This is a genomic window from Streptomyces ferrugineus, assembly GCF_015160855.1.
GTDB classification, from domain to species: Bacteria; Actinomycetota; Actinomycetes; order Streptomycetales; family Streptomycetaceae; genus Streptomyces; species Streptomyces ferrugineus.
The window spans coordinates 5,297,603-5,312,333 of sequence record NZ_CP063373.1 but is presented as its reverse complement, the minus strand read 5'-3'; the positions used below and the strand labels follow the sequence as shown (position 1 = coordinate 5,312,333).

12 protein-coding genes and 2 pseudogenes are annotated in these 14,731 nt (G+C 67.4%); 5 read left to right on the top strand and 9 right to left on the bottom strand.

Annotated features, from left to right (window positions below):
• Window positions 1-1,122: 1,122 nt before the first annotated feature.
• Entirely contained in the window at window positions 1,123-2,205 is a 1,083-nt protein-coding gene (locus IM697_RS24060; RefSeq protein WP_194038158.1) for a hypothetical protein, read from the bottom strand.
• A 171-nt stretch (window positions 2,206-2,376) separates the two neighbouring features.
• Window positions 2,377-3,825 carry a hypothetical protein gene (locus IM697_RS24055; protein ID WP_194038156.1) on the bottom strand — a complete coding sequence of 483 codons (1,449 nt, stop codon included), beginning with the start codon at window positions 3,823-3,825 and terminating at the stop codon, window positions 2,377-2,379.
• A gap of 102 nt (window positions 3,826-3,927) precedes the next feature.
• On the opposite strand from IM697_RS24055, the gene IM697_RS24050 reads away from it, so the two are divergent.
• Both IM697_RS24050 and IM697_RS24045 read left to right on the top strand, forming a co-directional pair.
• Window positions 3,928-6,081, top strand: coding sequence for a hypothetical protein (locus IM697_RS24050; RefSeq protein WP_194038153.1), 2,154 nt, complete (start codon window positions 3,928-3,930; stop codon window positions 6,079-6,081).
• A gap of 111 nt (window positions 6,082-6,192) precedes the next feature.
• Window positions 6,193-6,648: a hypothetical protein gene (locus tag IM697_RS24045; RefSeq protein WP_194038151.1), complete on the top strand. Its 456-nt coding sequence runs from the start codon at window positions 6,193-6,195 to the stop codon at window positions 6,646-6,648.
• A 541-nt stretch (window positions 6,649-7,189) separates the two neighbouring features.
• Here IM697_RS24045 and IM697_RS24040 read toward each other — a convergent pair.
• From IM697_RS24040 to IM697_RS24030, 3 genes are all read right to left on the bottom strand, one after another.
• Window positions 7,190-7,558 (bottom strand): hypothetical protein, encoded by a 369-nt coding sequence (locus IM697_RS24040; RefSeq protein ID WP_194038149.1) that lies wholly within the window; start codon window positions 7,556-7,558, stop codon window positions 7,190-7,192.
• A 244-nt stretch (window positions 7,559-7,802) separates the two neighbouring features.
• On the bottom strand, window positions 7,803-7,961 hold the full coding sequence (locus IM697_RS24035) for a hypothetical protein (RefSeq protein WP_194038147.1): 159 nt from the start codon (window positions 7,959-7,961) through the stop codon (window positions 7,803-7,805).
• A 52-nt stretch (window positions 7,962-8,013) separates the two neighbouring features.
• Complete coding sequence (locus IM697_RS24030) at window positions 8,014-8,454, bottom strand: VOC family protein (protein ID WP_194038145.1); 441 nt, start codon at window positions 8,452-8,454, stop codon at window positions 8,014-8,016.
• Window positions 8,455-8,873: 419 nt separating this feature from the next.
• Here IM697_RS24030 and IM697_RS24025 point away from each other — a divergent pair, with 419 nt between their 5' ends.
• The 3 genes and pseudogenes from IM697_RS24025 to IM697_RS24015 all read left to right on the top strand — a co-directional run bounded on the left by IM697_RS24025 (window position 8,874) and on the right by IM697_RS24015 (window position 11,358).
• On the top strand, window positions 8,874-9,341 hold the full coding sequence (locus IM697_RS24025; protein ID WP_228044137.1) for a hypothetical protein: 468 nt from the start codon (window positions 8,874-8,876) through the stop codon (window positions 9,339-9,341).
• A pseudogene (locus IM697_RS24020) lies at window positions 9,338-9,805 on the top strand (transposase); the annotation flags it as partial. The gene IM697_RS24025 and the pseudogene IM697_RS24020, both read left to right, overlap by 4 nt.
• Window positions 9,806-10,854: 1,049 nt before the next feature.
• Window positions 10,855-11,358, top strand: coding sequence for a hypothetical protein (locus IM697_RS24015; protein WP_194038140.1), 504 nt, complete (start codon window positions 10,855-10,857; stop codon window positions 11,356-11,358).
• Between the two features lie 472 nt (window positions 11,359-11,830).
• On the opposite strand, the pseudogene IM697_RS45975 reads toward IM697_RS24015, so the two are convergent.
• The 4 genes and pseudogenes from IM697_RS45975 to IM697_RS23990 all read right to left on the bottom strand — a co-directional run bounded on the left by IM697_RS45975 (window position 11,831) and on the right by IM697_RS23990 (window position 14,354).
• Window positions 11,831-12,316, bottom strand: a pseudogene (locus tag IM697_RS45975) (transposase family protein).
• A 171-nt stretch (window positions 12,317-12,487) separates the two neighbouring features.
• Window positions 12,488-12,964, bottom strand: coding sequence for a hypothetical protein (locus tag IM697_RS24000; protein WP_194038135.1), 477 nt, complete (start codon window positions 12,962-12,964; stop codon window positions 12,488-12,490).
• Between the two features lie 313 nt (window positions 12,965-13,277).
• Complete coding sequence (locus tag IM697_RS23995; RefSeq protein WP_194038133.1) at window positions 13,278-13,745, bottom strand: GNAT family N-acetyltransferase; 468 nt, start codon at window positions 13,743-13,745, stop codon at window positions 13,278-13,280.
• Between the two features lie 66 nt (window positions 13,746-13,811).
• Window positions 13,812-14,354, bottom strand: coding sequence for a GNAT family N-acetyltransferase (locus tag IM697_RS23990; RefSeq protein ID WP_194038131.1), 543 nt, complete (start codon window positions 14,352-14,354; stop codon window positions 13,812-13,814).
• Window positions 14,355-14,731: the final 377 nt, after the last annotated feature.

Below are 14,731 nucleotides of genomic sequence, written 5' to 3'. Positions count from 1 at the left end.
TGCGCCATTGCAGATACAGGTCCTGCAGGATGTTGTCGGCCTGTGTCCGGTCGTGGCCGGAGCGTGCGCATTCGAGCCGGGCGACGGCGAGGTTGCCGGCCGCGGCGAGTGCCTGGGGGTGGCGCGCGCCCACGTGCCGGTTGAGGCGTGTGCTGATGAAGGCCAGGTGGGCGGTGGCCTTGCGCAGCCGGAGCGGCGATTGGGCCGCCCGCGCGCATTCGACGTGGACTGCGGCGAGTTTGCCCTGCACCACCAGGGCCCGCGGATGGTCGGCGCCGAGCATGGCGGACAGCCGCTGACTGGCTGCTTCCAGTACGCCCGCTGCGTGCTCGAGGCGGTCGCTGGCCTGGCTGTCGCGGGCGTCTTCGATGGCGGCCAGCGCGAGCTGGGCCACGAGCAGGTAACCCTGCGGGTCGCGGGGATCCAGCGCTGCGATGGCGGCCAGTGACGCACGGTTGAACTCGGTCGCGGCCGCGTCACGCGGCGGGCCGGATGGGGTGCTGCGGGCCAGGAAGACACGTACGCCGGCCAGGAGTTGGCGGATGTCGACGGGCAGGGTGTCGGCTGTGTCGAGGAGGCGGTCGGTCCGAGCCAGCCAGTGTGCCGCTCGCTGCGGCAGCCGCGTGCCGGCACTGATGGCGGCGAGGTTGGCCAGGGTCCGCACGGCGTCCCAGTCCGGTTGACCGGGGTCGGTGGGCTTCGCAGCGGTGTGGGGTGTGTCTGCCGGCGACGTGTGTGCTTGGGTGGCAGCGCTGCCCGCGCCCGGCTCGGCGTCCCGGGCCGTGTCCGTATCGTGCTTGCCGGTCAGTAGACGCTGTGCCTCGTCAGGGTGGCCAAGGCAGGTGAGCAGCACCGCGCAGCGGTTGGGATCGCCGCCGGGGGGATAGCCCTGCGGGGGATCGGTGACCAGACGCCGAACCAGGGAGTGCGAGGCGGTGTGCAGTCCCATCTGATACAGAAGCCATGCCAGTCTCAAGACGAAGGTGAGATTGGTGTCGGAGACGGGCATGTCTCCGGCGGCGCACCGGTCGGTGAACATCTTCAGCGAGTCGGGCACAGCGGTGCTGCGGGTCTCACGCAGGGCCTCTTCGGCGTGTGCCACGGCGTCTTCGTATGAATTGATCATGCTTCACCTCCTTCGTCGCCGGCGGGCAGTTGGAGGGCGCGTAGCGCGTCTGTGAGGTCGCCTACCGACCGTACGCGGAATGGATCCAGGTCGAGTGATTCGACCAGTTCTGTGTCGCTGAGATGGTCGAGAAAACGCAGATAGTCTTCTGTTCGGGCGCACAGTGCGTTCAGCACCGGGTCTCTGATCTCTTGCGGTGACCACGTGGAGAGTTCTGCCGTGGGTGATATGTCCAGCACGGCGGCGTTGGAATCTCCTTCGCGGTGTTCGGGCGGGGGCTCAAGATGCATCCCGGTGTGCACGGCCGTCTCGGGCACCGTCTCTTTCTGCGCCAGCGCGGCGCTGTGTGCCGGGACCAACGCCGTGTCGGGCGGGCACGACGGGGACTCGCCGGCGATCAGGCTGGTGGCCAGTCCCAGGGCGGACAGGCCGGGGAAGGCCTCCATCGCACTGTCGATCGACGTGGCGATCACCCCGTGGGGCGGACTGTGCGAGAACCGTGGTGAGGCGGGCGACATCAGCACGCCGACCAGGGGAGCCCCCTCCGTTTCGTCGATGATCCGTTCGACGGGTCCGCCGCCGAAGGCGGCATGGTTGCGCACCCGCGTATCGGTGGCGAGATGAATGGCGATGCGGCACGGGCCCTCCTGCGGATGGTCGTGCACGACGTCGTCGACCGTCCCTCGCAGCGGCCGGCGCACGCGGGGAGGCGTGTACGGGGCGCGCCAGTCATCGCCCTTGGTCGCGTGGTCCATGCGCGGGGTGGGAAGGCACTGGCCGGGGTGGGCGATGACAGAGATCAGCGCGAGACCGGCTTCGGGCTGCAGGTCGACGATCTCACCGCGCACGTCGGTGCCGGCTTCGTCGACCATGCGCAGCACCACGGGGTCGCCCACCTCGAGCGAGGCGACACAGTCGGTGAGCGTCATCGCGTAGTAGCGGGTGACCAGGAAGGCGCCCCCCAGCAGGTCGTCGTCCTGGACCAGGTCGACCCAGTACTCGTCGTCGCTCTCGCTCATCCGTACCTCTGGTTGGTTCGGGTGCCGACTACGGCCCGAAAAGCTCAACTGCTCGTCCACCAGCTTTCCGTAGGCGCCCCGTGCGTTGCGTATGGAACACACAACGCTGCCGTGCACCGGACCGGTTTCGCCCCGCAGGGCGACAAAAAAAGAGGGCGCACTGCAGCAGAAAAGGGCGCGCAACGGGGCGCGCTACCGATTCACGCGCGCCCCCTATGGCCCTCGCCCCAACTATGGCCCGCGCCCCAACGCTCGGCTGGCCCCCGAGATGACCGCGGTGGCCAACACCCATCCCGACACGATCAAAAACACGGCGACCGCCTTGTCCCAGCCGACCGGGTCAAAGGCCGAGCGATAGCCCAGCGAAACGACCGGTATCAGCAAATCCAAGCAGTACAGCACCGGATCGAAAGCCCGCTGCCCCAACCCGCCCACCGGCGCCGGCGCATGTACCGAGAACCAGCCCGAACCGGCCGCCACCAGCGCCAGCAACCACAGCAACGCCCGCCGGGGGGCGTACCCATAGCCGAACAGGACATCCTGCACCGCACCCCAGATCCGGCCGGTGAACCGATCCCCCCGCCGCAGATGCCGCTCGCGGGCATGCCGCACGGTTCTGACCGCCCGCTCGTCACCCGCGGTCTGGTAGGAGGCGGCCAGCTGCTCGAAGACGCTCACTCCGGCCTCCCGGTCCAGGGCGAGCCAGGCCAGCCGGTCCTTCACGGACAGCGGTGCGATGGAGCCCAGACGCCTGTAGACCAGTCCCTCGATGTCCAGTCGGCCCGCTGCGGGCCAAGTGGAGGCGTCGTCGACCAGAGCCCCCACCGTCGCGTCCCGCAGCACGACGCGGCCCGACGGGGCGTCCCGCAGGTCAAGACGCAGCCGCGGCGTCATCAGTCGGCTCAGGATCAGCTCCCCGCGCGGCCCGGCAAGGGTGGCGTCGTGAAACGTCACCACCGATTCGACCACTGCTCCTCGCAACAGGATCTGGCCGCGGGAGTGGAAACCCCAGTCGGCATAGAACCCGCGACCGCAAGAGAGGCCGGTGGCGTCGATCCCGCCCACCTGCGCCGCATTGAAGTACACCGCGTGCGCTATTCGGGCATCGCGCAGATACACCGCGCCGGTGGCCTCAAGCCCACGCCCTTGCACTGCGCCGTCGACCCGCAGGCGGGGAGCGAACACGGACCACAGTCCGCTGGAGTGCAGCCGCAGTCCCTCTGCCGCAAGACTGCCCGCAATCCGGGCGTCCGCCAGGCGCAGTGGCGCCTCGGCGGACGGCTCTGCCACCCGGTGCGGGCCCTGCGCAGCGTCGCGTACGACAGCCGCCTCGGTGCCCAACGCCATGGGCTCACCAGGCCTCGTGCCGACGACACATCCCGACAGGCGGACATCCCCGTCCACGGCGAGTCCATCCGCCAGCAGCGCAGGCACAGTTGAGCCGCTCAGATCGAGTGAGGTCGCGGACAGTCCACGCAGATCAACCGGGCCGAGAAACCGGCATCGAACAAGCTCCAGTCCGAACTCCAGCTGGCGGTGGGATAGTTCCACCGGCCCGACCACGCGCGCACCTTGGATGCGGCACGGTCCCAAGCCCGGATCGTGCTCGGCTACCGCCTGCTGAAGAGCCTGCGCGCTGATGGGTCTGCCCCGCGCCGCAGCGCGCTGCACCCGGCGCATCGCCCCTGTCCATGCCATCCCCGCATCCCCCTGGTGCTCACCTTCCGCAGCATCGCACCACAACTGGCGCCGCCTTGGCCTCTATTCGGACAGACTGTGGACATGAGCGAGTTCTTGAGGTGCTTCGGCGAGGTGGCTGCCGCTGAGCTGGAGCAGTGGCAAAACAGCCGACGCACGATCACCTTCGCCAAAGAGCTTCCCGGCGGTGGCAGCGGAGCCCGCCTCGCTTTCGTCTACCACCAAGGCGACGATGATCACCGGCAGCACAAGCTGCTGCTCAAGCTCTGCGCCGACGATGAAGGGGCCGCCACCGAACCCCTTGACCTCGAAAACGCATGGCTGTCGGGCCCGGACTACCACCGGGGCGGGCCCGCTTTTGATTTTCCTCGACGCCGCCTGATCCGTCAGGTCTATCCGCCGCTCCGAGTCGGCAGCACCTGGCTGATGTTCCTGCGAGTTGCTCTCGACGAGCGTGGCCTGCACCCCCTGAGCCCGCTGAGCGCCGTCCCGTCCGGTGAGGGGAAAGCCCGAGTGGCAGCCGCCGTGATCCGCTCCATCTTCGAGGAGTGGAATCCCGATGAGCGTGCCAACCACACGATGCCGGCTCAGGCCTTTCTCGAAGAGGCTCTGGGCCACCGGGCCGCTCCTGACAGCCAACTGGCCCGCACCAGCACACAGCTCCTTGGCTCCGCCGTGCGCAACTCCACTGTGCAACTGCCCGGATGGCCCACCCCACTGCCCAACCCCACCCCCTTCGCCGACCGTCCCCCGCTGGCCCGTCTGAGACCACCCACGGTGGCCCTGGGCCGCGCGCACTACGACCTGCATCCCGGCAACATCATGGTGGCTGAGAAGCCGGAGCTCGTGCCCGATTCCTTCCGCCTCATCGACCTGTCACGTTTCACGGAAAAAGGGCTGCTCCTGCGCGACCCGGTGCACCTGATGCTGTGCCTGGTCTGCGACCACCTCACCGGACTGGGCGAGCAAGCACGCGACGAGTTGGCGACCCTCCTATTGGACTCGGACGGGGGCACCACCAGCCTCACCGAGAGCTATGTGTCGAGCGGCCTGCTCTTCACCCTCCAACGCCTGCGCTCCGCCACCGACCCCTGGCGCCTGGAACGCGACTACGCCCACCCCGACTGGCAACCGCAGTACCTCCTGGCCCTGCAGGCCTGCGCGCTGATGTTCCTCACCCGCCGCGCCGAGGCAGATGAACAACTGTGGTTTCTGCGCCTGGCAGCCCGCGCCTGCGCAGCGTTCCAGTCCATCGCAGAACCGCTCACCGACCACCCCCCTGCACAGGCGCCGCCTGACGGCCAGACCACGGCTCAACCTGCCGCTCCCGACGAAGCCGTCAACGAGCTGCCTTCGGCACTGCGCGCCGAACTGGCCCGCCACCGGCGGCGATTGCAGCACCTGCGCACACGCTGCGCCGACCCGCGTTTCGACAACATGCTCGCCGACAACCTGCGCATCGTCGTCAATCGGTGCGCCAGGCTGGCAACCCTGGCACAGCACAGTGACCGCACCGACGCCGCCGTCACCTTCCATCACCAGTGCACAAAGGTGCTCCAAGCCGCCGAAGCCCTGCAAGCAGCTCACGATCGGAGCGACGACCAGGCAGCGAAGACGACAGCCCGCAGTTCCTTCGTCGCCGCATTGACCGGTCTTCTTGATTCTCCCGATCGCGGTGCTACGCCTACAGAGTCAGAGCCGCAGCCAAGCATCCGCGACTCGGCGGCCGGGCAGCACCAGACGCAGCCGACCGCTGTTGCCCCCGCGCCCGCTGAAGGCGATGATCCGCGCAGCCTCACCGAGCCTGCCGCTACCCCCGTCGGGGACGCCAAGGAGGAGTTGCCCGTGTATGCCGGCCAGGACAGCGACGCATCGCCATCGGAACGAGGAGAGCCCTCCATAGCCCAAGTGCTCCACTTCCCCGTTACGCCACGGACGAGCGGCGCAGCTGTCGAACTGGCCTCACTTCTGCGTGCCATCGATCGCCTGCCCGCAGATGCGAGCGGCCCCCGATTGGCCTTTCTCGGCCAACGGCTCTGCGAAAGAGCTGCCAGCCTTGCGAACTCACTGACCGGCCTGGACACCACACTGCTGCGCAACCAGCTCGCGGAGAGCGGAGAGCTGATGTCCCAATTCGACTCCACCACTCCGCCTGCGGAAATCCTCCAGCTGCTGCGAACGGCCGGACAACGATTGCGCGGCTACGGTCACGAGCTCTGGCCGGACGAAGTCGACTGAGCAGCTCCCGGCCCCGGCCGCACTGTGAGCAGAGACAGCGTCGCACTAGCCGCGTTCCTGGAGAACTGGCAGAGAACGACGAGTAAGCACCTGCAAGCCTCCCAGAATGCGATGAGGGCGGCCAACTACGTCGAGCAGCTCCAGAGGCTGCAGGCCGCCGCACAAATTCTCCATCAACTCTGCGGAGCACTGGAGCAAGAGCTGCGCAAGGCCCGTAGGTCCTCAACCATTGACACTGACCTCAATCCCTTGCGCCACAGATGCCGCACCGCTCGAAGCGAACTGGACCATCTGCTGGCAGCTGTCGCCGAGGCACAGGAAGGACGCAAGGCGGTCACCGGGGACCAGTTGGCCAGCACCAATCTGCGCCAGATCCGCACTGAGATCATCACACTCAAAGGGCAGGTCGAGAACGGCACGGAGGACATAGTCGAATTGGTGGAAGACGTCTGCCAAGCCCTGCACTCAGAAGGCCACAGCCGCCCCTCGGCAACGACCCGTCGCACTGAGGTCCGCCTCCAGCTTCCCCGGGACGACTCCCGGGACGACCGCGATGCGTCCGCCTGAGGCGGTATCAGCCCGGTGCAAGGTGCCCCGACCTCGGCCCGCGCCGATAGCCGGACATGGACGGTGCAGTGAGCCTCCCTCTGATCCGACACTCTCGCAGAGACGGGGGACAGGCCCAGGAACGCTCATGCGATCCTCGAATCCCGTCACCGCACCACCGCGCTGCTGCACCAGCTGCCCGCCCAGGCGGCCGCCGACGCTCTGCTGGATCTGTGCGGCAACGACCCCACCCGGTGGCAGACCATCACCCAACCCCTCTCCTCGCTGCCCGACTTCGACGAGGCCTTCGGACAGTCCCTGGACCGGCGCACCCCGAAGACCGGCAGTGTGTCGGCGCCGGCCCGGCACGAGCCCGTCATGAGGCTGACCCCCGCCTCGATGGATCCGGTGAGCCGCGCCGCGCGGCGCCTCGTCGACTCACCCGCCGGCCGTCGCTCAGCCTGGGCGGCGGTCGGCGCCCAGCGGAGCTTCGTCGCCGCCGATTCCGACGCGTATGTGCACGGCACGGATTCGGCTGGCGGCAGCCAGTCGGCCGGGTCCTTCACCCCCTTGGACCGGTTGGTCCGGGCTGTGACCGCGACCAGGGAAGGGTAGGCGGGAGGTGGTTGGTGACGGCCTCGCGCCGGCCGTCCGTCCACTTCCAGGCCCCGGACGACCAACTCTCCTTGAGCGGCACCATGTGGTCGACGTCCAACTCGGGCAGGTCGGTGACCGTGATCTCGTCGTAGTACGACAGCCGTCGCCCGCCCGACAGACGGCAGTCGCTGCCCTGTTCGGGCACCTTCGCCGCCTCGGCGATCAACAGCTCTTCGCGGGTACCGCAGCCGTCGTTGGGGTCCGCGCCCGTTTCCAGTGCTTGAAGAGGTCGCGGTCGTGGCCGCCGCCGTGCCACCGCTGCCCGCGACGACACGTCTTCTCCATGGCCGCCCAAACCACCAGGCCCCGGACCCTCCCGCAGAAACGTGACGGTGACACGCTTGCCGGGACAGCCGATGTACGCGTCGTCGTGCCCGTAGAAGAGCCTTGCATGAGATGACCGGCAGGATCCGGCGCTTGTGCAGTTCGCGGCAGTTGGGGTTGGAGTCGGCACAGGCGGACCGGCGGTGACGTGGTTGCAGGAGCGCGGCAGCAGTCGAGCTCGACGGAGTCACTCGTCAGCCACGCTGGTTCAGGGCTGGGTTCAGATCGCGGTTCGCGACCCGCGCGGCATCGAGTTCGGCCTGCCGCTCCATCAGGTGCTGTGTCAGCTCCGCATTGCGCTGCTGGAGAGGTTCGATCGTGGTCTGCAACTCAGCGATGTCCGTCGCAGCCACGAGGCCGGACTCCCGCCATGCCAAAGGTGCTGGTCGGCCCCCTCGCCAGCCTTCAGCTGAGCTGTTCGGCCAGTCCGACGATGATGCCCTCGGGGCCGCGGACGTAGCAGAGCCGGTAGCTGTCCTCGTACTGTGCCAGCTCGCCGACGAGTTCGGCGCCGTGGGCGCGCAGGCGGGCAATGGTGTCCTCGATGTCGTCGACGGCGAACATGACGCGGTGTGTGCCCAGAATGTTGTGCGGCCGGTTGCGCGGCCCGGCGCTGATCGCCGTGGGGCTGCGGTACTTCGCCAGCTCGAGCCGGCTGTGACCATCCGGGGTCCGGACCATCGCGATGTCACAGCGCACGCCGTCGAGACCGGTGCACTGGTCGGCCACGGGGCCCTCGACCTCCGCCCTGCCCTCCAGCTCCATACCGAGTTCCACGAAGAACGCGATGGCGGCATCCATGTCCTCGACGACGATGCCGACGTTGTCCATCCGCTGAATCGCCATGCTGGTTTCTCCTTCTTCTTCGTACGGCCGGTGGTAGCCGCTGCTGTCCCTGGGACGGAGGCGATGGCACGTTCTCGACATCCTCCGCCACGAATCTCGGCGAGCGGCCTGCACCGCTCAAATTTCGCTGGCACACGCTCAAGGTTTGGGGCGCAGGATGGTTCGATTTAATGTTCGATAGCGTGTGGTGTGGGAGATGGGAGTCATGGCCGCGGATGGCGCGGCAGGTCACGTGCCGACGGTGATGCATGTGTGCTGCCCGGGCGGTCTGCCGGAGGAGACCTACCGGCAGGCCCGGAACTGCTGGCCGGCCTCTCGCCCGTCGTACAGGCATTGCCGCCCACGGCGGCCTTGGTGGAGCTGAAGGCACGCTGCGCTGCCACGGCACCAACACCCGCCACCTGGGCGAGATCCTGCGCGTGCGCACCCTTCCCCGCCTGGGGCCGACGTCCGTGTCGGCATCGGGCTCCTCGATCAGGGGCGTGGCCACCGTCTCCGCTCAAGTCCCGCCGCCCGGCGGCGTCCTGGCCGTCGAACCCGGCGAGGCCAGCCCATGGCGTGGGCCGCTGCCGGTCCACGCCCCGCAGGGCATCCGCCCCCGCCAGGCCGCACTGCTCACCGACTGCGGCATCACGTGCGTCGGCGTGCTCGCCGCCATTCCACCCGCCACCGTGCAGCGACTGCTGGCCGGGCGCGCCGTCCGCCGATTGGGCCCGCGGTATCGACCCATGCCCCGTCGTCTCCCGCGCCCTGCCCGCCTCCGCGAGCGTCCGCCACGCCTTGCCCGGCACCCTCTGGACGGCACCGCCGCTCGCGCCGCCCTGCTCGACCTGTCGCCCGCCTCGGGCAACTGCTCCGCCGCCGCGACAAGGCGGCCCGCGCCCTGATCTTGAAGCTGACGTTCGTCGGCGCGCCAGCAGCGGGGAGAAGACACGCCGCCCGCCCGCGCCGTCCGCGCACGACGACCGTGCTGCACACCGGAATCCAGTGGAAGCATCTCCCTCAGGAGCTTGGTTTCGGCTCCGGCATGACGTGCTGGCGCAGGTTGCGGGACTGGAACGAGGCCAGCGTCCGGCAACGGTTGCATGAGGTGCTGCCGGCCGGGCTCAACGCGGCCTCCCGGCTGGACTGGTCCCGCTGCGTGATCGACTCTTCGCACGTCAGGGTGCTAAACAGGGGGAGCCAGACGCGCCCGTCGCCGATCGACCGTGGGCGGGCCGGCTCGAAACACCACCTCATCACCGACGGACACGGCACTCCGCTCGCGGTCCTGCTGAACGGCGGCAATCGCAACGACGTCACCCAACTCCTCCCCTTGCTCGACGCGGTCCCGCCTGTCCGTGGGCGGCGCCTCCTCTCGTCGATTACGCCCGCCGCAGGCCGAGATCCGCGCCCTGGCCGGTGGCGACTGCGAAGCCCTGCGCTGCTTCGGCTCCTCCTGCGCGCCTATCACCGGAAGGCTTTGGCCCCGTTCTGGCCACACATCCGCGCCCAAGACGACGCCGAGGACCGGCCCAGCCGTGCCCGGGCGGTACTGGAGGGGCACCGAGGACTGCTGGCCGGCCTCTGTCCCGTACCGTGCTGGCGTTCACCCGTTCTGGAGACCGGCTATCCGGTCCACCGCGAACTCCACCTGGCCGGCCGCGGATTACTGCTACAGCTGTCCCTTTTCTGCCATCGCAGGCCCGTGGCACCAGCCGAGCTGGACCATGACACCCATCCTGGTCCACCCGATCCAGCACAGCCTCAATTGGGCCGCGAGCCCGGCACACATCCCCGGCCCACGAATCTCGGCGCGCTCATCGGCCACACCCGCGCCGCCATCCTGAAGGACGTTGTCACCGGGCGCACACAGGCGAACTGGCCGCCCGTTTCGGCATCACCGCGGCGACCGTCACACACCACACCACCATCTTGCCTTGCGCGGGCCGGTTTCCTGCTGAGCGTGCGCCACGGCCAGCACATTCTGCACACCATCACCTCCGCGGGCCTCTCCCTCCTGCACGTGTCGCAGAGCGCAAAGCTGGTGCGGACGGGGCTCCAGCCTCCAACCAGCACTGTTTGAGCACCGTCGAAACGTGTGGCGGCGGCGTGGCTACCGACGACAGCATGGGCCACGAGACCGAAGACAGGATCCAGAGGAAGCATTGAGCGACACTGGAGCATCACTATCAGCGCCAGTGCCAGAAACCCAGGCGGACTACGACGGCGATAATGGTAGGCGCTCACCTCTCGGCTGCACGCAGCTGATCCGCGTCTTCGGAATCAAGGTGACCTGTGTCGCGCTGCCCCGGCGCGGTAGGCCGACACACCCGGGACGCTCACATGGGAAACTCCGGTCTGCCAGGAGCATGAACGACTCGTAAACGACTCTGTGCAAGGGGAAGAGTAGGAAGGTCGATGGTCATGGCATTTATGGCAAACACGCCGCGTGTCTCGCGGAAGGGGGTGCTGGCTATCGTCGCTGCGTTCGGCATCCTGCTTTCGGTATTCTCGATGACCGCTCCGACGGCGCGGGCCACGGAAGCGAAAGGCGCGGGGCGCACGGCTGACGTCGGAGCAATGGCCTGGTCCCCGGGGGTGAGGCCGTTGTATACCGCCAAAGAGTCTGCATTACGACATTTGACCACGGACGAACGAAACCGAATCATCAACAACTGCCAGACCGAGTTCCTATGCGTTGCTGCCGGTGAGGGAAACGGTCTGCACACCGTATTCAAGCTCTACTACTGCAGCGAACGCACCCTCTCCAACTTCCTGGGATATGGCGCCATCGTCAACAATCAGTCCGGAGTCGCTCCGGTCGGCTTGGCCGGCCAGGATAAGAAGTACACATACTATGATGTGGACATTCGCGGGATGCGCGTCTATTGGGACCCAATCTGGTACCTTGACCCGTGCTGACGTGTAACGAGGATGCCCCTTGAGGCTCTGTCTTGGCCTCGATCATTCGTGACGGTCCGTCGGTTCTCTGACGGGCCGTTTCGGCTGTCTGGCCTGGGCGGTGGTGAGGAGGAGACGGCCGACGCTCCGGTTCGCACCGTGGTCGCGATGCCAGCGTGCCCGGTGGCCGTGGCTTCGAGAAGAGCCCCCCGATGCACGGCGTCTTCGGTTCTCAAGTCCGCCGGGTTCTGCACCATGGCTTACCGCAGCCGATGAGGTCGTGGCGTGGGGTACGCCGCACATCGAAGGTCGAACAACTCCGCAGGTCGCCGGGGCTGGTATGAGTCAGCGTTGTTGCACTCGTACTGGTCGTGGGAGGTGCCTGCTCCCAAGATCGCCTGTCAGGGGGCGACTTCGGTGTGGGGCAGCACGAGCAGCGCCCGCAGCAGCATGGTCGCGTAGGGGGCTCCTGCCGGGTGCTCTTGGGAAGGGATTAGTTCTTCAGGCGCGCAAAGGTGTGTTCGCAGACCGCGCAGACCGACGCGATCAGCTTGTTGACCTGCTTCTTCGCCGACGTGAGGGGCTTGGTGCGGGCGGCCCTGTAACCGCTGATGACGACCGGATTGTCCGGGTCCCCGTCCAAGCCGGTGAAACCGAGGTCACCGATGGCGCCCAACTCGTGGGCGTGCAGCCGCTCGACGAGCTTGTTGTTGCGGGTGGTGGTGATCTCCGAGGATCATCCCGGGCGGGCCGCGGACAGCCACAGCAGTCGGCCCCGCTCGTCGGTGAGCGCGAGGAACAGCAGGCCGTGGGCCTTGTGGTTCCCGCTGTAGCTGCGGCGGTTGTGCGCTCCGGTGCGGCGCCGGGTGCGGATCAGAGTGCCGTCGACCAGGACGATATGGCTACCCTTTCGGGTAACCTCCTTCAACACGCGGAGCAGGCGATCGGCCCGTGTGGCGAGCAGTGCGATCTCCTCCATCACCCAGCGGCGCACCGTGGTCGCGGAGATGTTGTTGCCGTCCGCCATGCCGGCAAGCCGCTGGTCATGGTTGCAAAGCGGCGAGGACGACCGCGGCGACCCGTCCTCGCGGCAGAGTGAAGCGCGCCAGGCATCCCAGGCGCGCTTCGTAGATCTCCGGCAGAGGATCTGTTATTCACGGAAGTAGTGCTTGCCGGTGCAACCCTTCTGGGCGCCGTTGTTCCAGCCGCATACCCGGAAGTAGGCCTTCCCGCCGTTCGAGGTCTTCTTCTGGATCGTCTTGGTACCGCCGTTGTAGGCGTGGACCTTCTTGTACAGGTTGCCATTGCTCTTGTAGACCCGCAGTTCCGACGAGTAGCCGTCGAAGTTCGTGTCGTCGATGGTGAGACTGTCCACGTCCGCACCGTCGGAGGTGTAGTCGTCCCAGATCACGTTGGCGTAGCGGTGGTTCTGGATGTACGCCTCCCAGGCGTAGCCGTCCGGAGTGTCATTCGCCATCGCCCTCGGCTGAGCGGTGGTGGTAGTGCCGCCTGCCTGGGGTCCGGTGCTGTCGGCGAGCGCTGACGGCGCACCGAGTGCGCCGGCCGACAGAAGGGCTGCCGCGCCGGAGGCGACAAGCGTCCGCTTGAACTTGCCTGACTGTGCCATGTGTCTTCCCCGTTGCTCGTTGCTGTTGATGGCCGCCGGTACCGTGGTGCGGCGCCGACGCTGAAATGAGCATGCTGCCGACGGCCGACAGGTTCCATGTGTTTCGGCCCGGGCCGAAAGGCGCATGGCGATCCGGCCTACGCTTCGCCGCGGTGCTCCGAGTGCGGGCACACCGCCGGGTTCGGGTCTGCACAGTGATGTCCGGCTGTTCGCCCGCCTGCGCTGTTCACCAGGGGACAGCCATCGCCGCTGTTGCCTCTCGGTGAAACTAATGGCCTGGGGGCGATTATCAGTGACCGCTGGTTGGTCAGGGCTACGAGACGTTGAGCGGCAGATCGCGGTGGAAGACGGCCATAGCCTGGCCGGGGCCGTTGTAGTCATCGACGATCTTCGTGTTGAAACCGAGGCTGCGGTGGAAGGCGATTGAGCCGGTGTTCTCGATTGACGTGATCGCCTTCAGCTGCCGTGCACCGTGACGTTCCGCTGCTTCGGCGAACGCCGTATAAAGACGACGTCCGAGACCGGTGCCACGGACGTCGTCCCGTGTGGCGATCAGATGCACGTACCCGGTGCCGTCTGGGGTGACGAACCCAAAGATGTACCCACGGATTCCGTCTTCGGCTCGGGCGACCAAGCAGGTGGAACTGAACTCCTGCACCAGGGCTAGAAGGTGTAGCGACCGAAGGTCGCGTTCGCCCCAGTAACGGGGGTGATCAGTCAGGACCTGATGGAAGTCGGCCACCCTGGCCGTGCCGATGTGTATCCCCATGGTGACGATCATGGCAGGCGCCCTGGCCGTTGCAGGCGAAGGTCCGCACGGAGACATCGAGCCGTGGCCACCAGGCACTCAACGAGTGGCTGTGACGTAGTCGCCCGACGACAACTCGAACACCCGTACTCGCCGACCGCAGGTGGGATTGACGGTCTCACGGACCGGATGCATTCCCAGTTTGGTCATGATCCGTTCGGAGGCGTCGTTGCCCACTTGAGTGATACTGACGATCCGCTCCAGCCCTCGCTCTTCGAACCCGAACCGTACAGCGGCCGCAGCGGCCTCGGTGGCCAAGCCCTGCCCCCAGTGGGAACGTCCCAGCCGCCAGCCGACCTCAACCGCCGGCAGTACCTCCGGCAAGAAGTTGGGCACCGAAAGGCCGGTGAACCCGGCCAGCTCGCCAGTGGACCGGATCTCCACGGCGAACAGGCCGAAGCCCTGTGACTCCCACTCCTTCTCCCATGCCTGGACCCCGTCGCGAGTCTGCTGTTCGTCACGGACGCTGCCGTCACGGATCCACCGCATGACCTCGGGGTCGGCATTGACGGCAGCCATGGGCGCAACGTCTTCCTCGCGCCAGCGACGCAGGATCAAACGGGGAGTCTCAAGCCTGACCATCCAATCATTCTGGATCACTGTCGGGGCTCTCCGCCATTCTCACCAGCCACTTTCGATACACGCCCTTCGACGCCGTCACGGAAGGCAGCGCCGTGGGGGCTCTGGGATTCCGGAAGCTGCCGGGAGGCTTTGAGATGTCACTCGCTCAGTGGTCCGCTGCAGGGCCTGTCGCCTATGTCGAGGCCGAGTACTTCGGTGGCGTCGGCGAGCAGCGGGCTGCCGTCTGGGCTGACGGGGCGCTGGCAGTGGGGCCATTGGACGGGCCGGCGAAGAGGTGGTTCTCGCGGGCAGTCAGCCCGATCTCGCATGCTCTTCAGCGGCTCGGCGTGAGGAGGAGCCTTGGTGAAGATGAATTTGAGGCCGTGGGACTCGGACGC